General features: G+C 55.2%; 30 protein-coding genes. All 30 read right to left on the reverse strand.

Translation table 11 applies throughout. The features are described from left to right. Positions 1-13: 13 nt before the first annotated feature. Entirely contained in the window at positions 14-1,342 is a 1,329-nt protein-coding gene (gene secY / locus AC1DIH_RS26225) for a preprotein translocase subunit SecY (RefSeq protein ID WP_003228718.1), read from the reverse strand. Then, entirely contained in the window at positions 1,343-1,780 is a 438-nt protein-coding gene (rplO, locus tag AC1DIH_RS26230; RefSeq protein ID WP_003228720.1) for a 50S ribosomal protein L15, read from the reverse strand. Between the two features lie 3 nt (positions 1,781-1,783). Beyond that, on the reverse strand, positions 1,784-1,960 hold the full coding sequence (gene rpmD, locus AC1DIH_RS26235) for a 50S ribosomal protein L30 (RefSeq protein ID WP_003186033.1): 177 nt from the start codon (positions 1,958-1,960) through the stop codon (positions 1,784-1,786). A 2-nt stretch (positions 1,961-1,962) separates the two neighbouring features. Further along, positions 1,963-2,463: a 30S ribosomal protein S5 gene (rpsE, locus tag AC1DIH_RS26240; RefSeq protein WP_003186035.1), complete on the reverse strand. Its 501-nt coding sequence runs from the start codon at positions 2,461-2,463 to the stop codon at positions 1,963-1,965. Positions 2,464-2,466: 3 nt separating this feature from the next. Further along, positions 2,467-2,817 carry a 50S ribosomal protein L18 gene (gene rplR / locus AC1DIH_RS26245; RefSeq protein ID WP_003186037.1) on the reverse strand — a complete coding sequence of 117 codons (351 nt, stop codon included), beginning with the start codon at positions 2,815-2,817 and terminating at the stop codon, positions 2,467-2,469. Positions 2,818-2,827: 10 nt separating this feature from the next. Then, complete coding sequence (gene rplF / locus AC1DIH_RS26250; protein WP_007896774.1) at positions 2,828-3,361, reverse strand: 50S ribosomal protein L6; 534 nt, start codon at positions 3,359-3,361, stop codon at positions 2,828-2,830. Positions 3,362-3,373: 12 nt separating this feature from the next. Beyond that, the gene (gene rpsH, locus AC1DIH_RS26255; protein ID WP_003186040.1) at positions 3,374-3,766 is read right to left on the reverse strand and encodes a 30S ribosomal protein S8; all 393 of its coding nucleotides are present in this window, start codon (positions 3,764-3,766) and stop codon (positions 3,374-3,376) included. A gap of 208 nt (positions 3,767-3,974) precedes the next feature. Then, positions 3,975-4,280, reverse strand: coding sequence for a 30S ribosomal protein S14 (gene rpsN, locus AC1DIH_RS26260; RefSeq protein WP_003176414.1), 306 nt, complete (start codon positions 4,278-4,280; stop codon positions 3,975-3,977). A 13-nt stretch (positions 4,281-4,293) separates the two neighbouring features. Further along, a complete protein-coding gene (rplE, locus tag AC1DIH_RS26265) occupies positions 4,294-4,833 on the reverse strand; it encodes a 50S ribosomal protein L5 (RefSeq protein WP_003210069.1) in 540 nt (179 codons plus the stop codon). 20 nt (positions 4,834-4,853) lie between these two features. Beyond that, entirely contained in the window at positions 4,854-5,168 is a 315-nt protein-coding gene (gene rplX / locus AC1DIH_RS26270; RefSeq protein ID WP_071553151.1) for a 50S ribosomal protein L24, read from the reverse strand. A gap of 11 nt (positions 5,169-5,179) precedes the next feature. Continuing rightward, positions 5,180-5,548 (reverse strand): 50S ribosomal protein L14, encoded by a 369-nt coding sequence (rplN, locus tag AC1DIH_RS26275; protein ID WP_002555479.1) that lies wholly within the window; start codon positions 5,546-5,548, stop codon positions 5,180-5,182. A 23-nt stretch (positions 5,549-5,571) separates the two neighbouring features. After that, entirely contained in the window at positions 5,572-5,838 is a 267-nt protein-coding gene (rpsQ, locus tag AC1DIH_RS26280; RefSeq protein ID WP_003176419.1) for a 30S ribosomal protein S17, read from the reverse strand. Between the two features lie 2 nt (positions 5,839-5,840). Then, positions 5,841-6,032: a 50S ribosomal protein L29 gene (gene rpmC, locus AC1DIH_RS26285; RefSeq protein ID WP_008030901.1), complete on the reverse strand. Its 192-nt coding sequence runs from the start codon at positions 6,030-6,032 to the stop codon at positions 5,841-5,843. Then, complete coding sequence (gene rplP, locus AC1DIH_RS26290; RefSeq protein ID WP_003186052.1) at positions 6,032-6,445, reverse strand: 50S ribosomal protein L16; 414 nt, start codon at positions 6,443-6,445, stop codon at positions 6,032-6,034. The genes rpmC and rplP overlap by 1 nt, the downstream gene beginning before the upstream one ends. A 12-nt stretch (positions 6,446-6,457) precedes the next feature. Continuing rightward, positions 6,458-7,144 (reverse strand): 30S ribosomal protein S3, encoded by a 687-nt coding sequence (gene rpsC / locus AC1DIH_RS26295; RefSeq protein ID WP_003176422.1) that lies wholly within the window; start codon positions 7,142-7,144, stop codon positions 6,458-6,460. Between the two features lie 13 nt (positions 7,145-7,157). After that, a complete protein-coding gene (rplV, locus tag AC1DIH_RS26300; protein WP_003103908.1) occupies positions 7,158-7,490 on the reverse strand; it encodes a 50S ribosomal protein L22 in 333 nt (110 codons plus the stop codon). An 11-nt stretch (positions 7,491-7,501) separates the two neighbouring features. Then, positions 7,502-7,777, reverse strand: coding sequence for a 30S ribosomal protein S19 (gene rpsS, locus AC1DIH_RS26305; protein ID WP_002555486.1), 276 nt, complete (start codon positions 7,775-7,777; stop codon positions 7,502-7,504). A 16-nt stretch (positions 7,778-7,793) separates the two neighbouring features. Further along, positions 7,794-8,618: a 50S ribosomal protein L2 gene (gene rplB, locus AC1DIH_RS26310; RefSeq protein ID WP_003186055.1), complete on the reverse strand. Its 825-nt coding sequence runs from the start codon at positions 8,616-8,618 to the stop codon at positions 7,794-7,796. 14 nt (positions 8,619-8,632) lie between these two features. After that, positions 8,633-8,932 (reverse strand): 50S ribosomal protein L23, encoded by a 300-nt coding sequence (gene rplW, locus AC1DIH_RS26315; RefSeq protein WP_002555488.1) that lies wholly within the window; start codon positions 8,930-8,932, stop codon positions 8,633-8,635. Then, positions 8,929-9,531 (reverse strand): 50S ribosomal protein L4, encoded by a 603-nt coding sequence (gene rplD, locus AC1DIH_RS26320; protein WP_003186057.1) that lies wholly within the window; start codon positions 9,529-9,531, stop codon positions 8,929-8,931. The genes rplW and rplD overlap by 4 nt, the downstream gene beginning before the upstream one ends. A 12-nt stretch (positions 9,532-9,543) precedes the next feature. Further along, positions 9,544-10,179 carry a 50S ribosomal protein L3 gene (gene rplC / locus AC1DIH_RS26325; RefSeq protein WP_003186059.1) on the reverse strand — a complete coding sequence of 212 codons (636 nt, stop codon included), beginning with the start codon at positions 10,177-10,179 and terminating at the stop codon, positions 9,544-9,546. Positions 10,180-10,259: 80 nt separating this feature from the next. Beyond that, a complete protein-coding gene (gene rpsJ / locus AC1DIH_RS26330) occupies positions 10,260-10,571 on the reverse strand; it encodes a 30S ribosomal protein S10 (RefSeq protein ID WP_003186070.1) in 312 nt (103 codons plus the stop codon). A 157-nt stretch (positions 10,572-10,728) separates the two neighbouring features. Then, positions 10,729-11,922 carry an elongation factor Tu gene (tuf, locus tag AC1DIH_RS26335; RefSeq protein ID WP_054594277.1) on the reverse strand — a complete coding sequence of 398 codons (1,194 nt, stop codon included), beginning with the start codon at positions 11,920-11,922 and terminating at the stop codon, positions 10,729-10,731. A 31-nt stretch (positions 11,923-11,953) separates the two neighbouring features. Beyond that, positions 11,954-14,059 (reverse strand): elongation factor G, encoded by a 2,106-nt coding sequence (fusA, locus tag AC1DIH_RS26340; protein ID WP_019693879.1) that lies wholly within the window; start codon positions 14,057-14,059, stop codon positions 11,954-11,956. Between the two features lie 30 nt (positions 14,060-14,089). Then, on the reverse strand, positions 14,090-14,560 hold the full coding sequence (gene rpsG / locus AC1DIH_RS26345) for a 30S ribosomal protein S7 (RefSeq protein WP_002555493.1): 471 nt from the start codon (positions 14,558-14,560) through the stop codon (positions 14,090-14,092). A 118-nt stretch (positions 14,561-14,678) separates the two neighbouring features. Further along, positions 14,679-15,050: a 30S ribosomal protein S12 gene (rpsL, locus tag AC1DIH_RS26350; RefSeq protein WP_002555494.1), complete on the reverse strand. Its 372-nt coding sequence runs from the start codon at positions 15,048-15,050 to the stop codon at positions 14,679-14,681. Positions 15,051-15,266: 216 nt separating this feature from the next. After that, positions 15,267-19,466 carry a DNA-directed RNA polymerase subunit beta' gene (gene rpoC / locus AC1DIH_RS26355; RefSeq protein WP_477773835.1) on the reverse strand — a complete coding sequence of 1,400 codons (4,200 nt, stop codon included), beginning with the start codon at positions 19,464-19,466 and terminating at the stop codon, positions 15,267-15,269. Between the two features lie 63 nt (positions 19,467-19,529). Further along, positions 19,530-23,603, reverse strand: a complete 4,074-nt coding sequence (gene rpoB / locus AC1DIH_RS26360; RefSeq protein ID WP_429539748.1) for a DNA-directed RNA polymerase subunit beta — start codon at positions 23,601-23,603, stop codon at positions 19,530-19,532. A 220-nt stretch (positions 23,604-23,823) separates the two neighbouring features. Further along, positions 23,824-24,189 (reverse strand): 50S ribosomal protein L7/L12, encoded by a 366-nt coding sequence (gene rplL, locus AC1DIH_RS26365; RefSeq protein ID WP_003206098.1) that lies wholly within the window; start codon positions 24,187-24,189, stop codon positions 23,824-23,826. A 75-nt stretch (positions 24,190-24,264) separates the two neighbouring features. After that, on the reverse strand, positions 24,265-24,765 hold the full coding sequence (gene rplJ, locus AC1DIH_RS26370; RefSeq protein WP_019693882.1) for a 50S ribosomal protein L10: 501 nt from the start codon (positions 24,763-24,765) through the stop codon (positions 24,265-24,267). Between the last annotated feature and the right edge of the window lie 140 nt (positions 24,766-24,905).

Raw genomic sequence — 24,905 nt, forward strand, 5'->3', positions numbered from 1 at the left:
CGAACCTTATGGGTCAGCGCAGCATGCCGCTGCCGTAACCCTTCAGGTTGGCTTTCTTCATCAGGGATTCGTACTGGTGCGAAACGAGGTGCGATTGTACTTGGGACATGAAGTCCATCACAACCACGACCACGATCAGCAACGAGGTCCCGCCAAGGTAGAACGGAACGTTTGCTGCAACCACCAGGAACTGGGGCAACAGGCACACGGCCGTCATATAAAGAGCACCGAACATGGTCAAGCGAGTCAGAACGCCATCAATATAGCGCGCAGACTGCTCACCTGGACGGATACCCGGAATAAAGGCACCGGACTTCTTCAGGTTTTCCGCTACGTCTTTCGGATTGAACATCAACGCCGTATAGAAGAAGCAGAAGAAAATAATCCCTGCACTAAACAGCAGAATATTCAACGGCTGACCAGGAGCGATCGACTGCGAGATGTCCTGCAACCAGCCCATACCTTCAGACTGACCAAACCAGGCACCCAACGAAGCCGGGAACAGCAAAATGCTGCTCGCGAAAATAGCCGGAATAACACCGGCCATGTTCACTTTCAGCGGCAAGTGGCTAGTCTGCGCAGCAAAGACCTTACGGCCCTGCTGACGCTTGGCGTAGTGAACAGCAATACGACGCTGACCACGCTCAATGAACACCACGAAACCGATAATCGCTACTGCCAGCAAACCGATGGCAACCAAGGCGAAGATGTTGATATCACCCTGACGCGCAGACTCGAAAGACTGCCCGATTGCTCTCGGAAGACCGGCGACGATACCCGAAAAAATCAACATCGAGATACCGTTGCCAACACCACGCTCAGTAATCTGCTCACCCAGCCACATCATGAACATCGCACCAGCCACAAACGTGGATACCGCGACGAAATGGAAGCCAAAGTCACCAGTGAACGCAACGCCCTGCCCCGCCAGGCCAATGGACATGCCAATAGCCTGAACGAGAGCGAGGACGACAGTGCCGTAGCGGGTGTACTGGCTGATCTTGCGACGGCCAGCTTCACCTTCCTTCTTCAACTGTTCCAGCTGCGGGCTGACGGCTGTCATCAGCTGCATGATGATCGATGCCGAAATGTACGGCATGATCCCCAGTGCAAAGATGCTCATCCGCTCCAGCGCGCCGCCGGAAAACATGTTGAACAAGCTAAGAATGGTCCCCTCATTCTGTCGAAACAGGTCTGCGAGTCGGTCCGGGTTGATACCTGGAACCGGGATGTGTGCGCCTATTCGGTAGACGATAATCGCCAGGAACAGAAAACGCAGACGAGCCCAGAGTTCAGACATACCGCCTTTGCCGAGCGCAGAGAGAGCACCTTGCTTAGCCATTTATTCCTCGAACTTGCCGCCAGCTGCTTCGATAGCCGCACGCGCACCTTTGGTGGCGCCGATTCCCTTTCCGATGGTGACAGCGCGAGTAACTTCGCCGGACAGCATGATTTTCACACGCTGAACGTTGACGTTGATCACGTTGGCATCTTTCAGGGACTGCACGGTGACGATGTCGCCTTCCACTTTAGCCAGCTCGGACAGACGCACTTCTGCGCGGTCCATGGCCTTCAGGGAAACGAAACCGAACTTCGGCAGGCGACGATGCAGCGGCTGTTGACCGCCTTCAAAGCCTGGAGCAATGGTGCCACCGGAGCGGGAGGTTTGACCTTTGTGACCACGGCCACCAGTCTTACCCAAACCACTACCGATACCACGGCCCGGACGATGCTTTTCGCGACGGGAACCCGGCGCTGGACTCAGATCATTGAGTTTCATCGATTAACCCTCGACACGCAGCATGTAGTAAGCCTTGTTGATCATCCCGCGATTCTCGGGAGTATCCAGCACTTCTACAGTGTGACCGATGCGACGCAGACCCAGACCCTTAACGCACAGTTTGTGGTTAGGGATGCGGCCGGTCATGCTTTTGATCAGCGTTACTTTAACGGTAGCCATGATCAGAAGATCTCCTTGACGCTTTTGCCACGCTTGGCGGCAATGGATTCAGGAGACTGCATAGCTTTCAAACCTTTGAAAGTGGCGTGAACCACGTTTACCGGGTTAGTCGAGCCGTAGCACTTGGCCAGAACGTTCTGAACGCCAGCAACTTCGAGGACAGCACGCATAGCGCCGCCAGCGATGATACCGGTACCTTCAGAAGCAGGCTGCATGTACACCTTCGAAGCGCCGTGAGCGGACTTCATTGCGTACTGCAGAGTGGTGCCGTTCAGATCAACTTGGATCATGTTGCGGCGAGCAGCTTCCATTGCCTTCTGGATCGCAGCAGGCACTTCACGCGACTTGCCACGGCCGAAGCCAACACGCCCTTTACCATCACCAACCACGGTCAACGCGGTGAAAGTGAAGATACGGCCGCCTTTAACGGTTTTGGCTACGCGGTTAACTTGAACCAGCTTCTCGATGTAGCCTTCGTCGCGCTTTTGGTCGTTATTTGACATAACTTAGAACTCCAGCCCAGCTTCACGAGCAGCATCAGCCAGCGCCTTGACGCGGCCGTGGTACTTGAAGCCAGAGCGGTCGAAAGCCACCTGCGAGACGCCAGCGGCTTTAGCACGCGTAGCGACCAGCTGGCCAACCTTAGTGGCCGCGTCGATGTTGCCAGTGGCGCCATCACGCAGTTCTTTATCCAAAGTCGAGGCACTTGCCAGGACTTTGTTGCCGTCGGCCGAAATGACCTGGGCGTAGATGTGCTGCGACGAACGGAACACGCAGAGACGCACGACTTCAAGTTCGTGCATTTTCAGGCGTGCTTTGCGAGCGCGACGCAGTCGAGTAACTTTTTTGTCGGTCATTTGCTATGCCCTACTTCTTCTTGGCTTCTTTACGACGGACGACTTCGTCCGCGTAGCGCACACCTTTGCCTTTGTACGGCTCTGGTGGACGGAAGTCGCGGATCTCGGCGGCCACTTGACCTACCAGCTGCTTATCGATACCCCGGATCAGGATGTCGGTTTGGCTAGGAGTCTCAGCGGTGATGCCTTCCGGCAGTTCGTAATCCACTGGGTGCGAGAAGCCAAGAGCCAGGTTCAGCACTGTGCCTTTTGCTTGCGCTTTGTAACCAACACCGACCAGCTGGAGCTTGCGCTCGAAGCCTTGGCTTACGCCTTGGACCATGTTGTTTACCAACGCACGAGTGGTACCGGCCATTGCGCGAGTTTGTTGATCGCCATTGCGAGCAGCGAAACGCAGCTCACCAGCTTCTTCAACGATCTCAACGGACGAATGGATGTTCAGTTCGAGAGTGCCCTTGGCACCCTTCACCGAAAGCTGTTGGCCTGCGAATTTTACTTCGACACCGGCTGGCAGCTTAACGGGGTTCTTAGCGACGCGAGACATGCTTATCCCCCCTTAGAACACAGTGCAAAGAACTTCGCCGCCGACACCGGCAGCGCGCGCAGCACGATCCGTCATCACACCTTTGTTGGTGGAGACGATAGACACACCGAGACCGCCACGAACTTTTGGCAGATCATCGACGGACTTGTACTGACGCAGGCCTGGACGGCTAACGCGCTTCACTTCCTCGATGACCGGACGGCCTTCGAAGTACTTCAGCTCGATGGACAGCAGTGGCTTGATTTCGCTGCTGATCTGATAACCCGCGATGTAACCTTCGTCCTTCAGGACTTTAGCTACAGCCACCTTCAACGTGGAAGACGGCATGCTTACGACGGACTTTTCAGCCATCTGGGCATTACGGATTCGAGTTAGCATGTCCGCTAACGGGTCCTGCATACTCATGGGCTAGACGCTCCTAATACAAAAAAATAAGCCTTGCGGCTACTACCTTCGCCGAGAAACTCCGCACGAAAAAAGCACGGGCTCAGGCGAGCCGGGTATTCTAGACACACCCCACAAATGAATCAAGCCCCAATAGGGGCTTGATTCAAGTTCAAGGTCACCGGTGGTCAGGATCTTGCGACCCCGAGCACCGAGACTTTGATAGTGCTTACCAGCTGGCTTTAACCAGACCAGGTACGTCACCACGCATTGCCGCTTCACGCAGTTTGTTACGGCCGAGGCCGAACTTGCGGTAAACGCCGTGTGGACGACCGGTCAGGCGGCAGCGGTTACGCATGCGCGAAGCGCTTGCGTCACGTGGCTGCTTCTGCAGAGCTACTGTAGCTTCCCAACGTGCTTCTGGACTTGCGTTCAGATCAACGATGATAGCTTTCAGTGCTGCACGCTTCTTGGCGTACTTGGCAACCGTGAGCTGACGCTTCAGCTCGCGGTTTTTCATGCTCATCTTGGCCATTTTCCTACTCCAATCAGTTGCGGAACGGGAATTTGAAAGCACGCAGCAATGCGCGACCTTCGTCATCGTTCTTGGCAGTGGTGGTCAGGGTAATGTCCAGACCGCGGAGAGCATCGATCTTGTCGTAATCGATTTCCGGGAAAATGATCTGCTCTTTTACGCCCATGCTGTAGTTACCACGACCATCGAAGGACTTGGCATTCAGGCCGCGGAAGTCGCGAACCCGAGGCAGGGAGATCGACAGCAGACGATCCAGGAACTCGTACATACGCTCACGGCGCAGGGTCACTTTGACGCCGATCGGCCAACCTTCACGGACTTTAAAGCCAGCGATGGATTTCCGAGCGTAGGTCACAACGACTTTCTGGCCGGTGATCTTTTCCAGGTCAGCAACAGCGTGCTCGATGACTTTTTTGTCGCCGATCGCTTCGCCCAGACCCATGTTCAGGGTGATTTTGGTAACGCGCGGAACTTCCATCACGTTCGAAAGCTTAAGTTCTTCCTTAAGTTTCGGTGCGATTTCCTTCCGGTAAATCTCTTTTAGTCGTGCCATGGTCTTCTACCTAGCAGTGTTCAAGCATCAACCGCTTTTTGGGTCGACTTGAAGACACGAATTTTCTTGCCGTCTTCTACTTTGAAACCAACGCGGTCAGCCTTGTTGGTTTCGCCGTTGAAAATGGCGACGTTGGAAGCGTGCAGTGGCGCTTCTTTTTCGACGATACCGCCTTGTACGCCCGACATCGGGTTAGGCTTGGTATGACGCTTAACCAGGTTCAGACCACCAATGACCAGACGGTCGTCAGCGAGAACCTTAAGCACCTTACCGCGCTTACCTTTGTCTTTGCCGGCGATCACGATGATCTCGTCGTCACGACGAATCTTTTGCATGTCGGATCTCCTTACAGCACTTCTGGGGCGAGCGAGACGATCTTCATGAACTTCTCAGTACGAAGTTCACGGGTCACTGGCCCAAAGATACGGGTGCCGATCGGCTCTTGCTTGTTGTTCAGAAGAACAGCAGCGTTGCCATCAAAGCGGATAATGGAGCCGTCAGCACGACGAACGCCGTGACGAGTGCGGACTACAACAGCAGTCATCACTTGGCCTTTTTTCACTTTACCGCGAGGAATTGCTTCCTTGACGGTAACTTTGATGATGTCACCGATACCAGCGTAACGACGATGGGAGCCACCCAGCACCTTGATGCACATAACACGGCGAGCGCCGCTGTTATCGGCCACATCGAGCATGGATTGAGTCTGAATCATATAATTTCTCCGACCCCTAGTCCTTAGACTTCCACAGCGCGTTCGAGAACATCAACCAGTGCCCAAGACTTGGTCTTGGCCAAAGGACGAGTTTCACGAATAGTGACTTTGTCGCCGATGTGGCACTGATTGGTTTCGTCGTGCGCGTGCAGCTTAGTCGAACGCTTAACGTATTTACCGTAGATCGGGTGCTTTACGCGACGCTCGATCAGAACGGTGATGGTCTTGTCCATTTTGTCGCTGACAACACGGCCAGTCAGCGTACGGACGGTTTTTTCGGCTTCAGCCATGATTACTTACCTGCCTGCTGTTTGAGCACAGTCTTCACGCGAGCGATGTCACGCTTAACTTGCCGGAGCAGGTGAGACTGCCCCAACTGGCCAGTTGCTTTCTGCATACGCAGATTGAACTGGTCGCGCAACAGGCCGAGCAGTTGCTCGTTTAGCTGTGGCGCGTCTTTTTCACGAAGTTCATTCGCTTTCATCACATCACCGTCCGTTTAACAAAGGAGGTGGCGAGCGGCAGCTTTGCAGCAGCCAGGGCGAAAGCCTCACGCGCCAGCTCTTCAGAAACGCCCTCGATTTCATACAGGACTTTGCCTGGCTGAATCTGGGCAACCCAGTACTCCACGTTACCCTTACCTTTACCCATCCGAACTTCGAGTGGCTTTTTGGTGACAGGCTTGTCCGGGAATACACGGATCCAGATCTTGCCGCCACGTTTTACGTGACGGGTCAGAGCACGACGCGCTGACTCGATCTGACGAGCGGTGAGACGACCACGAGCAACAGACTTCAGCGCGAACTCGCCGAAGCTGACTTTGCTACCGCGCAATGCCAGACCACGGTTGTGGCCAGTCATCTGCTTGCGGAACTTCGTACGCTTTGGTTGCAACATTTGGCGTACCCCTTACTTAGCAGCTTTTTTACGAGGCGCTGGTGCTTGTGGTTTCAGCTCTTCTTGGCGACCACCAATTACTTCGCCTTTGAAGATCCAAACCTTTACACCGATCACACCGTAGGTGGTGTGAGCTTCGTAGTTGGCATAGTCGATGTCGGCACGCAGGGTGTGCAATGGCACACGACCTTCGCGATACCATTCAGTACGTGCGATTTCAGCACCGCCGAGACGACCGCTCACTTGGATTTTGATGCCTTTGGCACCAATGCGCATGGCGTTTTGTACAGCGCGCTTCATAGCGCGACGGAACATAACGCGACGCTCCAGCTGCTGAGCTACGCTCTGCGCAACCAGCATACCGTCGAGTTCCGGCTTGCGGATCTCTTCGATATTGATGTGCACAGGCACACCCATTTGCTTGGTCAGGTCCTGACGCAGTTTCTCAACATCTTCACCCTTCTTCCCGATAACGATACCTGGACGAGCGGTGTGGATGGTGATACGTGCAGTTTGGGCCGGACGATGGATATCGATACGGCTTACGGACGCGCTTTTTAGTTTGTCTTGGAGATACTCACGCACCTTCAGATCAGCGAACAAATAGTCCGCATAAGTCCGACCGTCTGCGTACCAGACGGAGGTGTGCTCCTTGACGATTCCCAGGCGAATGCCAATGGGATGTACTTTCTGACCCATCTCTTCGACTCCGTTACTTGTCAGCAACCTTGACAGTGATATGGCAAGACCGCTTGACGATGCGATCAGCACGGCCTTTGGCACGTGGCATGATGCGCTTCAGCGAACGCCCTTCGTTGACGAAAACGGTGCTGACTTTAAGGTCATCAACGTCTGCGCCTTCGTTATGCTCGGCGTTGGCTACGGCCGACTCCAGCACTTTCTTCATGATCTCGGCGGCTTTCTTACTGCTGAAAGCCAACAGGTTGAGCGCTTCGCCCACCTTCTTCCCGCGGATCTGGTCGGCGACCAAGCGGGCTTTCTGGGCGGAGATTCGAGCGCCCGACAACTTAGCGGCTACTTCCATTTCCTAACCCCTTAACGCTTGGCTTTCTTGTCTGCCACGTGCCCACGATATGTGCGGGTACCGGCGAACTCGCCCAGTTTGTGGCCGACCATGTCTTCGTTAACGAGAACTGGGACGTGTTGACGACCGTTGTGTACTGCGATGGTCAGACCGACCATTTGTGGCAGGATCATGGAACGGCGCGACCAGGTCTTAACTGGTTTGCGATCGTTCTTTTCCGCCGCCACTTCGATCTTCTTCAGTAGGTGAAGATCGATAAAAGGACCTTTTTTCAGAGAACGTGGCACTGTCGTATCCCTCTATTTACTTGCGACGACGGACGATCATTTTGTCGGTACGCTTATTACCACGAGTCTTCGCGCCCTTAGTCGGGAAGCCCCATGGCGATACCGGATGACGACCACCAGAGGTACGACCTTCACCACCACCATGTGGGTGGTCAACCGGGTTCATGGCAACACCACGAACGGTTGGGCGAACGCCACGCCAGCGTTTGGCACCAGCTTTACCCAGCGAACGCAGGCTGTGCTCGGAGTTCGAGACTTCACCCAGGGTCGCACGGCATTCAGCCAGCACTTTACGCATCTCACCAGAACGCAGACGCAGGGTCACGTAGACACCTTCACGAGCGATCAGCTGAGCCGAAGCACCAGCGGAACGAGCGATTTGCGCGCCTTTACCTGGCTTCAATTCGATGCCGTGTACGGTGCTACCAACTGGAATGTTACGCAGTTGCAGAGCGTTGCCCGGCTTGATCGGTGCCAGAGCACCTGCGATCAGCTGGTCGCCAGCGCTCACGCCTTTAGGGGCGATGATGTAGCGACGCTCGCCATCTGCGTACAGCAGCAGAGCGATGTGAGCAGTACGGTTTGGATCGTATTCGATACGCTCGACAGTGGCAGCGATGCCATCTTTGTCGTTACGACGGAAGTCGACCAGACGATAATGCTGCTTATGACCACCACCGATGTGACGAGTGGTAATACGGCCATTGTTGTTACGACCACCAGACTTCGATTTTTTCTCGAGCAGCGGTGCGTGAGGAGCGCCTTTATGCAGCTCCTGGTTGACCACCTTGACCACAAAACGGCGGCCAGGGGAAGTCGGTTTGCATTTAACGATTGCCATGATGCACCCCTTCCTTACTCAGCACTGCTGCTGAAATCGAGATCTTGGCCTGGCTGAAGGGAGATAACCGCCTTCTTCCAGTCATTACGCTTGCCCAGACCGCGAGCAGTGCGCTTGCTCTTACCCAGGACATTCAGGGTAGTAACACGCTCTACTTTCACGCTGAACAGGCTTTCGACGGCCTTCTTGATTTCCAGCTTGGTTGCGTCAGTAGCAACCTTGAAAACGAACTGGCCTTTCTTGTCTGCCAGAACCGTAGCCTTCTCGGAAACGTGCGGGCCAAGCAGAACTTTAAATACGCGTTCCTGGTTCATCCCAGCAGCTCCTCGAATTTCTTCACGGCCGACACGGTGATCAACACCTTGTCGTATGCGATCAGACTAACTGGATCGGAACCTTGCACGTCACGTACATCAACGTGTGGCAGGTTACGAGCAGCCAGGTACAGGTTCTGATCAACAGCATCGGACACGATCAGGACATCAGTCAGACCCATGCCATTCAGCTTGTTCAGCAGATCTTTGGTTTTCGGTGCTTCAACAGCGAAGTCCTGAACCACGACCAGACGATCAGTACGCACCAGCTCAGCAAGGATGGAACGCATTGCTGCGCGATACATCTTCTTGTTCAGCTTTTGGGAGTGATCCTGTGGACGAGCTGCGAAAGTGGTACCGCCGCCGCGCCAGATTGGGCTACGGATAGTACCAGCACGAGCACGGCCAGTACCTTTCTGACGCCATGGGCGCTTACCGCCACCAGAAACGTCGGAACGGGTCTTTTGCTGCTTGCTACCTTGACGGCCGCCAGCCATGTAGGCCACGACTGCTTGGTGAACCAGCGTCTCGTTGAACTCGCCGCCAAATGTCAGTTCGGAAACTTCGATCGCTTGAGCGTCATTTACATTTAATTGCATGTCAGCTTCCCCTTAACCGCGAGCCTTGGCTGCTGGACGTACAACCAGGTTGCCGCCAGTAGCGCCAGGAACAGCGCCCTTGACCAACAACAGATTGCGTTCAGCGTCCACGCGCACTACTTCCAGGGACTGCACGGTCACGCGCTCAGCGCCCATATGACCGGACATTTTTTTGCCCTTGAATACACGACCAGGAGTCTGGCACTGGCCGATAGAGCCTGGGACGCGGTGGGATACGGAGTTACCGTGGGTGTTATCTTGCCCGCGGAAATTCCAACGCTTGATCGTACCCTGGAAGCCTTTACCCTTGGACTGACCGGTTACATCAACCAGTTGGCCAGCGGCGAAGATTTCAGCGTTGATCAGATCGCCGGCCTGGTACTCGCCCTCTTCAAGGCGGAATTCCATTACGGTACGACCAGCGGCAACGTTCGCTTTAGCGAAGTGGCCAGCTTGAGCAGCTGTTACACGCGAAGCACGACGCTCGCCGACAGTGACTTGCACTGCACGATAGCCATCGGTCTCTTCAGTTTTGAACTGGGTGACGCGATTCGGCTCGATCTCAATGACCGTGACCGGAATGGAGACACCTTCTTCGGTGAAAATACGGGTCATACCGCATTTACGACCGACTACACCAATAGTCATGTTGTAAACCTCATGAGTGTACGGGGCTTTCACCCGCTATGGCCGCCCATTTCAGAGCGTTACACGACTAAGACCGAGTCTTAGCCGAGGCTGATCTGCACTTCCACACCGGCCGCAAGATCAAGCTTCATAAGTGCATCAACGGTTTTATCCGTTGGCTGGACGATGTCCAGAACGCGCTTATGAGTACGGATCTCGTACTGGTCACGCGCGTCTTTGTTGACGTGCGGGGAGACCAGAACGGTGAACCGCTCTTTACGGGTAGGCAGTGGAATTGGACCACGCACTTGAGCACCAGTACGTTTCGCGGTTTCCACGATTTCCTGGGTTGATTGGTCGATCAGGCGATGGTCAAAAGCCTTCAACCTGATACGGATTTGCTGATTTTGCATTGGATTTCAGACTCCGGCTGCTATTCCCAGCGGGCGCAATACGCCCGTTAAAAGGAGGCGCAATTCTATAGACGCCCCAGATAGGTGTCAACCCAATAAAAAAGCCCCCGCTGAGCGGGGGCTTTTTCAAAGCATCGAAGCTAACTCAACGAAGAGCTTACTCGATGATTTTGGCTACGACGCCAGCGCCGACGGTACGACCGCCTTCACGGATAGCGAAACGCAGGCCGTCTTCCATTGCGATGGTTTTGATCAGGGTAACAGTCATCTGAATGTTGTCACCTGGCATTACCATTTCAACGCCTTCTGGCAGCTCGCAGTTACCAGTCACGTCAGTAGTACGGAAGTAGAACTGTGGACGGTAGCCTTTGAAGAACGGAGTGTGACGACCGCCTTCTTCCTTGCTCAGAACATAAACTTCTGCAGTGAACTTGGTGTGCGGCTTAACCGAACCTGGCTTAACCAGAACCTGACCACGCTCAACGTCGTCACGCTTGGTGCCACGCAGCAGAACGCCGCAGTTCTCGCCAGCACGACCTTCGTCGAGCAGCTTGCGGAACATTTCAACACCGGTGCAGGTGGTGACGGTAGTGTCACGCAGACCAACGATTTCCAGTGGATCCTGAACGCGAACGATACCGCGCTCGATACGACCAGTCACAACAGTACCGCGACCCGAGATCGAGAACACGTCTTCGATTGGCATCAGGAACGGCTTGTCGATAGCACGCTCAGGCTCTGGGATGTAGCTGTCCAGAGTCTCAACCAGCTTCTTGACGGCAGTGGTGCCCATCTCGTTATCGTCCAGACCTTCCAGCGCCATACGGGCAGAGCCGATGATGATTGGAGTGTCGTCGCCCGGGAAGTCGTAAGTGCTCAGCAGATCGCGCACTTCCATCTCAACCAGTTCCAGCAGCTCAGCGTCGTCTACCAGGTCAGCCTTGTTCAGGAAAACCACGATGTACGGAACGCCTACCTGACGGGACAGCAGGATGTGCTCACGGGTTTGTGGCATCGGACCATCAGCGGCCGAGCAAACCAGGATAGCGCCGTCCATTTGAGCAGCACCGGTGATCATGTTCTTCACATAGTCAGCGTGACCTGGGCAGTCAACGTGAGCGTAGTGACGGATCTTCGAGTTGTACTCAACGTGCGCGGTGTTGATGGTGATACCGCGAGCTTTCTCTTCTGGTGCGCTGTCGATCTTGTCGAAGTCAACACGAGCCGAACCGAAAACTTCGGAGCAGACGCGAGTCAGAGCAGCAGTCAGAGTGGTTTTACCGTGGTCAACGTGACCGATGGTGCCAACGTTGACGTGCGGTAGGGAACGATCAAATTTTTCTTTAGCCACGACAATTAACTCCTAGCCTAAAGGGGCTGAATCAGCCTTGTTTTTTGGTAACAGTTTCGACGATGTGCGACGGAGCTGTATTGTATTTTTTGAATTCCATAGAGTAGCTTGCGCGACCCTGAGACATGGAACGGACGTCGGTCGCATAACCGAACATCTCACCCAGCGGAACTTCGGCACGAATTACTTTGCCGGAGACCGTGTCTTCCATACCCAAGATCATGCCGCGACGACGGTTAAGGTCGCCCATCACGTCACCCATATAGTCTTCAGGTGTAACAACCTCTACCGCCATGATCGGCTCAAGCAACTCACCACCGCCCTTCTGGGCCAGTTGCTTGGTCGCCATGGAAGCAGCCACCTTAAACGCCATCTCGTTGGAGTCGACGTCGTGGTAGGAACCATCAAACACGGTAGCCTTCAGGCCGATCAGCGGATAGCCGGCTACAACGCCGTTCTTCATCTGCTCTTCGATACCCTTCTGGATAGCCGGGATGTATTCCTTAGGAACCACACCACCCACAACTTCGTTCAGGAATTGCAGACCTTCCTGACCTTCGTCAGCAGGAGCAAAACGGATCCAGCAATGACCGAACTGGCCACGACCGCCGGACTGACGAACGAACTTGCCTTCGATTTCGCAGCTCTTCGTGATGCGCTCACGATAGGAAACCTGAGGCTTACCAATGTTGGCTTCAACGTTGAACTCACGGCGCATCCGGTCAACCAGGATGTCCAGGTGCAATTCGCCCATGCCGGAGATGATCGTTTGACCAGTCTCTTCATCGGTTTTAACGCGGAAAGACGGGTCTTCCTGAGCAAGCTTGCCCAGAGCGATACCCATTTTTTCCTGGTCATCCTTGGTCTTAGGCTCAACGGCAACCGAAATAACCGGCTCCGGGAAGTCCATGCGAACCAGAATGATTGGCTTGTCAGCGTTGCACAAGGTTTCACCAGTGGTGACGTCCTTCATGCCGATCAAGGCCGCGATGTCACCAGCGCGTACTTCCTTGATTTCTTCACGGGCGTTTGCGTGCATTTGCACCATACGACCCACGCGCTCTTTCTTGCCTTTAACCGAGTTGATCACACCGTCACCGGAGGCCAACACGCCCGAGTAAACACGGACGAAGGTTAAGGTACCCACGAATGGGTCGGTAGCGATCTTGAACGCCAGAGCCGAGAACGGCTCGTCGTCGCTCGCATGACGCTCCATTTGCTTTTCCTCGTCATCCGGGTCAGTACCCTTGATGGCAGGAATATCGGTAGGAGCAGGCAGGTAGTCGATAACGGCGTCGAGAACCAGGGGAACACCCTTGTTCTTGAAGGAAGAACCGCAAACAGCCAGAACGATCTCACCAGCGATAGTACGCTGACGCAGAGCGGCCTTGATTTCCTCGATGGAGAGCTCTTCCCCTTCGAGGTACTTGTTCATCAGCTCTTCACTGGCTTCAGCCGCAGCTTCAACCATGTTGCTACGCCACTCTTCAGCCAGCTCCTGCAGCTCAGCAGGGATAGCTTCGCGACGAGGCGTCATGCCCTTGTCAGCATCGTTCCAGTAAACCGCTTCCATGGTCATCAGATCGATCTGACCCTGGAAGTTGTCTTCGGAACCGATAGCCAACTGGATTGGCACTGGAGTGTGACCCAGACGCTGTTTGATCTGAGCGATCACGCGCAGGAAGTTCGCACCAGCACGGTCCATCTTGTTCACGTAAACGATACGTGGAACACCGTACTTGTTGGCTTGACGCCATACGGTTTCGGACTGAGGCTCAACACCCGAAGTACCACAGAACACAACGACCGCGCCGTCGAGTACACGCAGGGAACGCTCAACTTCAATGGTGAAGTCCACGTGGCCCGGGGTGTCAATGACGTTGAAACGGTATTGGTCCTTGTGCTGCTTCGCAGAACCCTGCCAGAAGGCGGTGATAGCAGCAGAAGTAATGGTAATACCACGCTCCTGCTCCTGCACCATCCAGTCCGTGGTCGCGGCGCCGTCATGCACCTCGCCCATCTTGTGACTTTTGCCGGTGTAAAAAAGGACGCGCTCGGTGGTAGTGGTTTTACCAGCATCCACGTGAGCAACGATACCGATGTTACGGTAGCGGCTAATCGGAGTAGTACGAGCCATAAAGCCCTCGCAAAATTAGTGAAGCTAAAATTAGAAGCGGTAGTGCGAGAAAGCTTTGTTAGCTTCAGCCATACGGTGCACGTCTTCACGCTTCTTAACAGCAGCACCTTTACCTTCAGCAGCGTCCAACAGTTCGCCAGCCAAACGCAGAGCCATAGACTTCTCGCCGCGCTTACGGGCGAAGTCTACCAACCAGCGCATTGCCAGAGCGTTACGACGGGACGGACGAACTTCGACCGGAACCTGGTAAGTAGCACCGCCTACACGGCGCGACTTCACTTCGACCAGCGGAGCGATGGCGTCGAGAGCTTTCTCGAAGATTTCCAGGGGATCGCTGTTCTTGCGTTCTTTAACCTTTTCCAGCGCGCCATAAACGATACGCTCGGCAACGGCTTTCTTGCCGCTTTCCATCACGTGGTTCATGAACTTGGCCAGGATTTGGCTTCCGTATTTTGGATCGTCAAGCACTTCGCGCTTGGCTGCTACGCGTCTTCTTGGCATGGATAAGCCCTCAAACGGTCTTCAGGTTCGCTCGGAATCGGTGCCCTTTCGGGACGCCTCCGACCTTACTCTTATCGACTCAGAAAATAGATAATTCAGTGTTTACAAAAAGCCGCTACTACTTAGGCTTCTTGGTACCGTACTTCGAACGACCCTGGTTACGACCTTTAACGCCGGAAGTATCCAAAGAACCGCGTACGGTGTGGTAACGAACACCTGGCAAGTCTTTTACACGACCGCCGCGGATCAGCACCACGCTGTGCTCTTGCAGGTTGTGGCCTTCACCGCCGATGTACGAGGAAACCTCGAAACCGTTGGTCAGACGCACACGGCATACTTTACGCAGTGCCGAGTTAGGTTTTTTCGGCGTGGTGGTATACACACGGGTGCATACGCCACGACGTTGCGGGCAGTTCTGCAGCGCAGGCACGTCGGATTTCTCGACGATACGCTTACGCGGCTGACGTACCAGCTGGTTGATAGTTGCCATCTACTAGCTCCACTGTTGTCTTGCGACGCTATTGTCTTGCAAGAAAAGCAAAATGGCAGGAACGAATTCCCGCCAAATTTAGGGGTACAAGAGTCTAAAGAGGATCTTGTCCCCAGTCAAGGCAAGGCCCCGACCTCCCCGCTCATCCGACCTCGACAAATTGTCTCGATTCGATGAACGGGGGCGCCAGGGCCCCACACTTATTTATCGCAGAACTCAGTTACCGCTCGAGTTCAGCGCTTCGGTCAGTGCAGCTTCCACTTCACTGGCGCTTACGCGCAACGGTTTGTCAGCATCACGGCGGCGTTTACGCTCGCTGTGATAAGCCAGACCGGTACCTGCCGGGATCAGACGACCCACGACCACGTTTTCTTTCAGGCCGCGCAGGTAATCGCGCTTGCCGGTTACCGCCGCTTCGGTCAGTACGCGAGTGGTCTCTTGGAAAGAGGCCGCCGAGATGAACGATTCGGTGGACAACGACGCCTTGGTGATACCCAGCAGAACGCGAGTGAACTTGGAGACGAACTTGTCGTCCGCAGCCAAACGCTCGTTCTCTACCAGTACGTGAGTCAATTCCATCTGGTCGCCCTTGATGAAAGTGGAATCGCCGGATTCAGCGATTTCAACTTTACGCAGCATCTGACGCAGGATGGTCTCGATGTGCTTATCGTTGATCTTCACGCCTTGCAGACGGTAAACGTCCTGGATCTCGTTAACAATGTACTTGGCCAGCGCACTCACACCCAGCAGACGCAGGATGTCGTGTGGATCGCTCGGGCCGTCGGAGATAACTTCGCCGCGGTTTACCTGTTCGCCTTCGAAGACGTTCAGGTGACGCCACTTCGGAATCAGCTCTTCATACGGATCGCTACCGTCGTTCGGGGTAATGACCAGACGGCGCTTGCCCTTGGTCTCTTTACCGAACGCGATGGTGCCGCTGACTTCAGCCAGAATCGAGGCTTCTTTCGGACGACGGGCTTCGAACAAGTCGGCAACACGCGGCAGACCACCGGTGATGTCACGGGTCTTCGAAGTCTCTTGCGGAATACGAGCGATAACATCACCGATCGCGATTTTCGCACCGTCCGCCACACCGACCAGGGCGTTGGCAGGCAGGAAGTACTGAGCGATTACGTCGGTACCCGGCAGCAAGAGATCCTTGCCATTGTCATCAACCATCTTAACGGCAGGACGGATGTCTTTACCGGCAGCTGGACGGTCTTTCGCATCGAGTACTTCAATGTTGGTCATACCGGTCAATTCGTCGGTCTGACGCTTGATCGTGATGCCTTCTTCCATGCCCACGTAGGTCACGGTACCTTTCATTTCGGTAACGATTGGGTGAGTGTGCGGATCCCACTTGGCCACGATTGCGCCAGCGTCGACCTTGTCACCTTCTTTAACCGAGATCACAGCACCGTACGGCAGCTTGTAACGCTCGCGCTCACGACCGTAGTCATCAGCGATTGCCAGCTCACCGGAACGGGACACAGCAACCAGGCAACCATCCACTCGCTCAACGTGCTTCAGGTTGTGCAGACGGACGGTACCGCCATTCTTCACCTGAACGCTATCGGCTGCAGAGGTCCGGCTTGCCGCACCACCGATGTGGAACGTACGCATTGTCAGCTGGGTACCCGGCTCACCGATCGACTGGGCAGCGATTACGCCGACAGCTTCACCGATGTTCACCTGGTGACCACGAGCCAGATCACGGCCGTAGCACTTGGCGCAAATGCCATAACGGGTTTCGCAGCTGATCGGCGAACGCACGATCACTTCGTCGATGCTGTTCAGCTCGATGAACTCAACCCACTTCTCGTCTACCAGAGTGCCGGCAGGAACGATAACTTCCTCGGTACCTGGCTTGAATACGTCACGAGCGATAACACGACCCAATACGCGCTCACCCAATGGCTCTACAACGTCACCGCCTTCAATGTGCGGAGTCATCAGCAGACCGTGTTCGGTGCCGCAATCGATCTCGGTTACAACCAGATCCTGCGCCACGTCTACCAGACGACGAGTCAGGTAACCGGAGTTCGCAGTTTTCAACGCGGTATCCGCCAGACCTTTACGAGCACCGTGAGTGGAGATGAAGTACTGAAGTACGCTCAAACCTTCACGGAAGTTCGCAGTAATCGGCGTTTCGATGATGGAACCGTCCGGCTTGGCCATCAGGCCACGCATACCGGCGAGCTGACGGATCTGCGCAGCAGAACCCCGTGCACCCGAGTCGGCCATCATGTACATCGAGTTGAAGGACTCTTGCTCGACTTCGACGCCATGACGGTCGATGACTTTCTCTTTCGAGAGGTTGGCCATCATCGCCTTGGAAACTTCGTCGTTCGCCTTGGACCAAAGGTCGATCACTTTGTTGTACTTCTCGCCCTGGGTTACCAGGCCGGAGGCGTACTGACTTTCGATTTCTTTCACTTCGTCGGTGGCAGCACCGATGATGCGGGCTTTTTCATCCGGGATAACGAAGTCGTTAACACCGATGGAAACGCCGGAAATGGTCGAATAGGCAAAACCGGTGTACATCAACTGGTCAGCGAAGATCACGGTCTCTTTCAAACCAACCACGCGGTAGCACTGGTTGATCAGCTTGGAGATCGCCTTTTTCTTCATCGGCAGGTTGACGACGTCGTACGACAGACCTTTTGGCACAACCTGGAACAACAGCGCACGGCCGACAGTCGTGTCGACGATACGGGTGTTGGTCACGCTGCCGCCGTCACGGTCGTTGACGGTTTCGTTGATCCGCACTTTAACCTTGGCGTGCAGTGCGGCTTCGCCGGCACGGAACACACGGTCAACTTCTTGCAGATCCGCGAACACACGACCTTCGCCTTTGGCGTTGATCGCTTCACGAGTCATGTAGTACAGACCCAATACAACGTCCTGCGACGGAACGATGATTGGCTCACCGTTGGCTGGCGACAGAATGTTGTTGGTCGACATCATCAACGCGCGCGCTTCCAACTGGGCTTCCAGTGTCAGCGGTACGTGCACGGCCATTTGGTCGCCGTCGAAGTCGGCGTTGTACGCGGCGCAGACCAGCGGGTGCAGCTGRATAGCCTTACCTTCGATCAGAACCGGTTCAAAYGCCTGGATACCCAGACGGTGAAGGGTCGGTGCACGGTTGAGAAGCACTGGGTGTTCGCGGATAACTTCAGCGAGAACGTCCCAAACTTCCGGCAGCTCGCGCTCGACCATCTTCTTGGCAGCTTTGATGGTGGTAGCGAGACCACGCATTTCCAGCTTGCCGAAAATGAACGGCTTGAACAGCTCGAGAGCCATTTTCTTCGGCAGACCGCACTGGTGCAGACGCAGGGTCGGACCTACGGTAATTACCGAACGACCGGAGTAGTCAACACGCTTACCGAGCAAGTTCTGACGGAAACGACCTTGTTTACCCTTGATCATGTCAGCCAGGGATTTCAGAGGACGCTTGTTGGAACCGGTGATAGCGCGGCCACGACGACCGTTATCGAGCAAGGCGTCGACAGCTTCCTGCAACATACGCTTTTCGTTGCGCACGATGATGTCCGGAGCGGACAGGTCAAGCAGGCGCTTCAAGCGGTTGTTACGGTTGATCACTCGACGATACAGATCGTTGAGGTCGGAAGTCGCGAAGCGACCGCCATCCAATGGGACCAGTGGACGCAGATCTGGCGGCAGAACCGGCAGAACGGTCAGCACCATCCACTCTGGCAAGTTGCCGGAACCCTGGAAGGCTTCCATCAACTTCAGACGCTTGGACAGCTTCTTGATTTTGGTTTCGGAGTTGGTTTGCGGAATTTCTTCACGCAGACGGCCAATCTCGTGTTCCAGGTCGATAGCGTGCAGCAGTTCACGGACAGCCTCGGCACCCATGCGGGCATCGAAATCGTCGCCGAACTCTTCCAGCGCTTCGAAGTACTGCTCGTCGTTGAGCAGCTGACCTTTTTCAAGGGTGGTCATGCCTGGATCGATAACGACATAGCTCTCGAAGTAGAGAACGCGCTCGATATCACGCAGGGTCATGTCCATCAGCAAGCCGATACGGGACGGCAGCGATTTCAGGAACCAGATGTGGGCAACTGGCGAGGCCAGTTCGATGTGCGCCATGCGCTCACGACGAACTTTTGCCAGCGCGACTTCAACGCCGCACTTCTCGCAGATCACACCGCGGTGCTTCAAGCGCTTGTACTTACCGCACAGGCACTCGTAATCCTTTACCGGGCCAAAGATCTTGGCGCAGAACAGGCCGTCACGCTCAGGTTTGAACGTACGGTAGTTGATGGTTTCCGGCTTTTTAACTTCACCGAACGACCACGAACGGATCATCTCAGGCGATGCCAATCCGATACGGATGGCGTCGAACTCTTCGACTTGACCCTGGTTTTTCAGCAAATTCAGTAGGTCTTTCAAGGCCTTTCCTCCTGGCGGAGCAGAGAGCGGGCAATCCTGCCCCGCTCTCATTCGCGTCACGTGTTATTCGGTTTCCAGATCGATATCGATGCCGAGGGAACGAATTTCCTTGATCAACACGTTGAAGGACTCGGGCATGCCCGGCTCCATACGGTGATCGCCGTCCACGATGTTTTTGTACATCTTGGTCCGGCCGTTCACATCGTCCGACTTCACTGTGAGCATTTCTTGCAGAGTGTATGCAGCACCGTATGCTTCCAGTGCCCAGACCTCCATCTCCCCGAAACGCTGACCACCGAACTGCGCCTTACCACCCAGCGGCTGCTGGGTAACCAGGCTGTACGAACCGGTAGAACGAGCGTGCATCTTGTCGTCTACCAAGTGGTTCAGCTTCAGCATGTACATGTAGCCAACGGTAACCGGGCGCTCGAACTTGTTGCCGGTACGACCGTCAGTCAGTTGCATCTGGCCGCTTTCTGGCAGGTCTGCCAGTTTCAGCATGGCCTTGATTTCGCTTTCCTTGGCACCGTCGAACACCGGAGTGGCCATCGGTACGCCGCCGCGCAGGTTCTTCGCCAGATCCAGGATTTCCTGGTCGGAGAAGGTGTCCAGCTCTTCGTTGCGACCGCCGATCTCGTTGTAGATCTCGTGCAGGAACTTGCGAAGGTCAGCAACCTTGCGCTGCTCTTCGATCATACGGTTGATCTTCTCGCCCAGACCTTTGGCCGCGAGGCCCAGGTGGGTTTCAAGGATCTGACCAACGTTCATACGCGAAGGTACGCCCAACGGGTTGAGGACAACGTCGACCGGGGTGCCATTGGCATCGTGCGGCATGTCTTCAACCGGCATGATCACGGAGACCACACCCTTGTTACCGTGACGACCGGCCATCTTGTCGCCCGGCTGGATGCGGCGACGGATTGCCAGGTAAACCTTGACGATTTTCAGCACGCCTGGAGCCAGGTCATCGCCCTGCTGCAGTTTGCGCTTCTTGTCTTCGAACTTGTCGTCCAGCAGACGGCGGCGATCAACGATGTAGGCCTGAGCCTTCTCGAGCTGCTCGTTCAGAGCATCTTCAGCCATGCGCAGTTTGAACCACTGGCCGTGCTCAAGACCGTCGAGCACTTCGTCGGTGATTTCCTGACCTTTCTTCAGACCGGCGCCGCCTTCGGCTTTGTGGCCGACCAGAGCGGAACGCAGACGTTCGAAAGTAGCGCCTTCAACGATACGGAACTCTTCGTTCAGGTCCTTGCGGATCTCGTCGAGTTGAGTCTTCTCGATCGACAGAGCACGAGCATCACGCTCAACGCCGTCACGGGTGAAGACCTGTACGTCGATAACAGTACCCTTGGTACCGGTAGGTACGCGCAGGGAAGTGTCTTTAACATCGCTGGCTTTTTCACCGAAGATCGCACGCAACAGCTTCTCTTCCGGAGTCAGTTGGGTCTCGCCTTTCGGAGTGACCTTACCAACCAGGATGTCGCCTGCGCCAACTTCAGCACCTACGTAAACGATACCGGCTTCGTCCAGCTTGTTCAGTGCAGCTTCACCCACGTTCGGGATGTCTGCAGTGATTTCCTCTGGCCCAAGCTTGGTGTCACGCGCCACACAGGTCAGTTCCTGGATGTGGATCGTGGTGAAGCGGTCTTCCTGAACCACACGCTCGGACAGGCAGATGGAGTCTTCGAAGTTGAAGCCGTTCCATGCCATGAACGCGATGCGCATGTTCTGACCCAGAGCCAGTTCACCCATGTCGGTGGACGGACCGTCGGCCATGATGTCGCTACGCTGAACCCGATCACCCTTGCTCACCAGCGGACGCTGGTTGATGCAGGTGTTCTGGTTGGAGCGGGTGTACTTGGTCAGGTTGTAGATGTCGACACCAGCTTCGCCGGTTTCAACTTCATCATCAGCAACACGAACCACGATACGGCTGGCATCAACGGAATCGATCACGCCGCCACGACGAGCCACGACGCAAACGCCGGAGTCGCGAGCCACGTTACGCTCCATGCCGGTACCCACCAGCGGCTTGTCAGCGCGCAGGGTTGGTACAGCTTGACGCTGCATGTTCGAACCCATCAACGCACGGTTGGCGTCGTCGTGCTCGAGGAACGGGATCAGCGACGCCGCAACCGAAACTACCTGCTTCGGCGATACGTCCATCAAGGTGACGTCTTCCGGCGCCTTGACGGTGAACTCGTTCAAGTGACGAACAGCTACCAGCTCGTCGATCAGGACTTTCTTGTCGTTCATCGTGGCCGAAGCCTGGGCGATCACGTGATCAGCTTCTTCGATGGCCGACAGGAACACGATCTCGTCGGTGACCAGAGCGTCTTTCACCACGCGGTACGGGCTCTCGAGGAAGCCGTACTGGTTGGTGCGCGCATAGGCGGCCAGGGAGTTGATCAGACCGATGTTCGGACCTTCCGGCGTTTCAATCGGGCATACACGACCGTAGTGAGTCGGGTGTACGTCACGAACTTCAAAGCCGGCACGCTCACGCGTCAGACCGCCTGGGCCGAGTGCAGAGACACGACGCTTGTGGGTGATCTCGGACAGCGGGTTGTTCTGGTCCATGAACTGGGACAGCTGGCTGGAACCGAAGAACTCTTTCACCGCCGCAGCCACTGGCTTGGCGTTGATCAGGTCTTGCGGCATCAGGCCTTCGCTTTCAGCCATCGACAGACGCTCTTTGACCGCACGCTCAACACGTACCAGGCCAACGCGGAACTGGTTCTCGGCCATTTCGCCCACGCAGCGAACTCGACGGTTACCCAGGTGGTCGATGTCATCGACGATGCCTTTACCGTTACGGATGTCGACCAGAGTCTTCAGCACCGCGACGATGTCTTCTTTGCACAACACGCCCGAACCTTCGATCTCGGTACGACCGATACGACGGTTGAACTTCATCCGGCCGACCGCAGACAGGTCATAGCGCTCAGGGCTGAAGAACAGGTTGTTGAACAGAGTCTCGGCAGCGTCTTTGGTTGGCGGCTCGCCAGGACGCATCATGCGATAGATCTCGACCAGCGCTTCCAATTGGTTGCTGGTGGAGTCGATCTTCAGTGTGTCGGAGACGAACGGACCGCAGTCGATATCGTTGGTGTACAGAGTCTCGATGCGAACGACCTGGGCCTTGGCGATTTTCGCCAGGATCTCGGTGTTCAGCTCGGTATTGCACTCTGCCAGGATTTCGCCGGTAGCCGGATGCACGATGACCTTGGCGGTAGTGCGACCCAGGACGTAGTCCAGTGGCACTTGCAGCTCTTTGATCCCGGCTTTTTCCAGCTGGTTGATGTGACGAGCGGTGATACGACGACCTTGCTCGACAATAACCTTGCCTTTGTCATCCTGAATATCGAGGACAGCGATTTCACCGCGCAGGCGCTGAGGCACCAGTTCCAGGCTGAGGTTTTCACCTTGCACGTGGAAAACGTTGGTGGTGTAGAACGCGTCCAGCACTTCTTCAGTGGTATAGCCGAGCGCGCGCAGCAGTACCGATGCAGGCAGCTTGCGACGACGGTCGATACGCACGAATACGCAGTCTTTCGGGTCGAACTCGAAGTCCAGCCACGAACCGCGGTAAGGAATGATCCGCGCGGAGTACAGCAGTTTGCCGGAGCTGTGCGTCTTGCCACGGTCGTGGTCGAAGAACACGCCCGGGGAACGGTGCAGCTGGGAAACGATTACACGCTCGGTACCGTTGATTACGAAGGTACCGTTCTCAGTCATCAGGGGGATTTCACCCATGTAGACTTCTTGCTCTTTGATGTCCTTGATCGCTTTGTTCGACGATTCTTTGTCGAAAATGATCAGGCGCACTTTTACCCGCAAAGGTACGGCGTAAGTCACACCGCGCAATACGCATTCTTTGACATCAAATGCCGGTTCGCCCAGGCGATAACCGACGTACTCCAGCGCAGCATTGCCGGAGTAGCTGATGATCGGGAAAACGGATTTGAAGGCCGCATGCAGGCCCACGTCGCGGAACTGATCTTTAGTCGCTCCCGCTTGCAAGAATTCACGATACGAATCCAGCTGGATGGCCAGGAGGTACGGCACATCCATGACGTCCGGCAACTTGCTAAAGTCCTTGCGGATACGTTTTTTCTCAGTATATGAGTAAGCCATCAGCGTTCCCCAGCTTGGTCACCTGCTTGTTTGGCCCCTCCCGACGGGAGCAGCCAGAAAATCGTGCAAACCCCATGGTTTGCGCCACCGCATCGGGTGGTTACAGCTCGTTATCGACACCGACCCAGTCGGCTGCCAATAACGGAAAAAGGCCGGTGGCAAGAGCCACCAGCCATCAGCCTTTCGCTTAACGCTCGGGCTGGAGACGCAAAGTCGAAGCTTACTTCAGCTCGACTTTAGCGCCTGCTTCTTCCAGAACTGCTTTGGCTTTGTCAGCTGCGTCTTTGGCAACAGCTTCCAGAACCATGGCAGGAGCGCCGTCAACTACAGCCTTGGCTTCTTTCAGGCCCAGACCGGTCAGTTCACGTACAGCCTTGATCACGTTAACTTTCTTCTCGCCAGCTTCGGTCAGCATGACGTTGAATTCGGTTTGCTCTTCAGCAACGGCAGCAGCAACAGCTGGACCAGCCGATGCAGCAGCAGCGGTAACGCCGAATTTTTCTTCGAAAGCTTTGATCAGTTCAACAACTTCCATTACGGACATGTTGCCAACGGCTTCAAGGATATCGTTTTGAGAGATAGACATGACTCTAATTCCTGAATTGGGGGACGGCCTACGCGACCATCGAAATAAACAAAAAACGCGAGAAGATGGCGAGCCTTAGGCTGCAGCAGCTTCTTTCTGGTCGCGAATTGCCGCCAGAGTACGAGCCAACTTGCTGGTAGCGCCTTGAATCACGCTCATCAGCTGAGAAATTGCTTCGTCACGGGTCGGCAGAGTTGCCAGTACGTCGATTTGGTTAGCTGCGAGGAACTTGCCCTCGAACGCAGCTGCCTTGATCTCGAACTTGTCCTGACCTTTTGCGAATTCCTTGAAGATACGAGCAGCAGCGCCCGGATGTTCTTTGGAGAATGCAATCAAGGTCGGGCCAGTGAACACGTCGTTGAGAACACTGTATTCAGTGTCAGCAACAGCGCGCTTGAGCAGGGTGTTACGTACGACACGTACGTAAACGCCAGCTTCACGAGCCTCTTTACGGAGTCCGGTCATAGCGCCTACTGTTACGCCACGGGCATCAGCCACGACAGCGGACAGAGCAGCTTTGGCAGCCTCGTTGACTTCAGCGACGATGGCCTTCTTGTCTTCGAGTTTAATTGCCACGGGTTTAACTCCTGCTTGTTACCGTTTCATCCAGCCGAGGCCGGATGTCGTTTTGGTGTCTGATTCGGTAAGGAACCGGGAGCACCATCTGCGTAGGCTTGAGGTTTAAGACTTGCGTCGCCTACGGTCTTGGATAGCCC

This window comes from Pseudomonas sp. 05N36, from assembly GCF_056397385.1.

Bases quoted from the DNA above. Each gene is read 5' to 3' on its own strand.
- secY (WP_003228718.1), bottom strand. From the start codon at position 1,342: ATGGCTAAGCAAGGTGCTCTCTCTGCGCTCGGCAAAGGCGGTATGTCT.
- rplO (WP_003228720.1), bottom strand. From the start codon at position 1,780: ATGAAACTCAATGATCTGAGTCCAGCGCCGGGTTCCCGTCGCGAAAAG.
- rpmD (WP_003186033.1), bottom strand. From the start codon at position 1,960: ATGGCTACCGTTAAAGTAACGCTGATCAAAAGCATGACCGGCCGCATC.
- rpsE (WP_003186035.1), bottom strand. From the start codon at position 2,463: ATGTCAAATAACGACCAAAAGCGCGACGAAGGCTACATCGAGAAGCTG.
- rplR (WP_003186037.1), bottom strand. From the start codon at position 2,817: ATGACCGACAAAAAAGTTACTCGACTGCGTCGCGCTCGCAAAGCACGC.
- rplF (WP_007896774.1), bottom strand. From the start codon at position 3,361: ATGTCTCGCGTCGCTAAGAACCCCGTTAAGCTGCCAGCCGGTGTCGAA.
- rpsH (WP_003186040.1), bottom strand. From the start codon at position 3,766: ATGAGTATGCAGGACCCGTTAGCGGACATGCTAACTCGAATCCGTAAT.
- rpsN (WP_003176414.1), bottom strand. From the start codon at position 4,280: ATGGCCAAGATGAGCATGAAAAACCGCGAGCTGAAGCGTCAGCTCACG.
- rplE (WP_003210069.1), bottom strand. From the start codon at position 4,833: ATGGCACGACTAAAAGAGATTTACCGGAAGGAAATCGCACCGAAACTT.
- rplX (WP_071553151.1), bottom strand. From the start codon at position 5,168: ATGCAAAAGATTCGTCGTGACGACGAGATCATCGTGATCGCCGGCAAA.
- rplN (WP_002555479.1), bottom strand. From the start codon at position 5,548: ATGATTCAGACTCAATCCATGCTCGATGTGGCCGATAACAGCGGCGCT.
- rpsQ (WP_003176419.1), bottom strand. From the start codon at position 5,838: ATGGCTGAAGCCGAAAAAACCGTCCGTACGCTGACTGGCCGTGTTGTC.
- rpmC (WP_008030901.1), bottom strand. From the start codon at position 6,032: ATGAAAGCGAATGAACTTCGTGAAAAAGACGCGCCACAGCTAAACGAG.
- rplP (WP_003186052.1), bottom strand. From the start codon at position 6,445: ATGTTGCAACCAAAGCGTACGAAGTTCCGCAAGCAGATGACTGGCCAC.
- rpsC (WP_003176422.1), bottom strand. From the start codon at position 7,144: ATGGGTCAGAAAGTACATCCCATTGGCATTCGCCTGGGAATCGTCAAG.
- rplV (WP_003103908.1), bottom strand. From the start codon at position 7,490: ATGGAAGTAGCCGCTAAGTTGTCGGGCGCTCGAATCTCCGCCCAGAAA.
- rplB (WP_003186055.1), bottom strand. From the start codon at position 8,618: ATGGCAATCGTTAAATGCAAACCGACTTCCCCTGGCCGCCGTTTTGTG.
- rplW (WP_002555488.1), bottom strand. From the start codon at position 8,932: ATGAACCAGGAACGCGTATTTAAAGTTCTGCTTGGCCCGCACGTTTCC.
- rplD (WP_003186057.1), bottom strand. From the start codon at position 9,531: ATGCAATTAAATGTAAATGACGCTCAAGCGATCGAAGTTTCCGAACTG.
- rplC (WP_003186059.1), bottom strand. From the start codon at position 10,179: ATGACTATTGGTGTAGTCGGTCGTAAATGCGGTATGACCCGTATTTTC.
- rpsJ (WP_003186070.1), bottom strand. From the start codon at position 10,571: ATGCAAAATCAGCAAATCCGTATCAGGTTGAAGGCTTTTGACCATCGC.
- fusA (WP_019693879.1), bottom strand. From the start codon at position 14,059: ATGGCTCGTACTACTCCGATTAGCCGCTACCGTAACATCGGTATCGTT.
- rpsG (WP_002555493.1), bottom strand. From the start codon at position 14,560: ATGCCAAGAAGACGCGTAGCAGCCAAGCGCGAAGTGCTTGACGATCCA.
- rpsL (WP_002555494.1), bottom strand. From the start codon at position 15,050: ATGGCAACTATCAACCAGCTGGTACGTCAGCCGCGTAAGCGTATCGTC.
- rpoB (WP_429539748.1), bottom strand. From the start codon at position 23,603: ATGGCTTACTCATATACTGAGAAAAAACGTATCCGCAAGGACTTTAGC.
- rplL (WP_003206098.1), bottom strand. From the start codon at position 24,189: ATGTCTATCTCTCAAAACGATATCCTTGAAGCCGTTGGCAACATGTCC.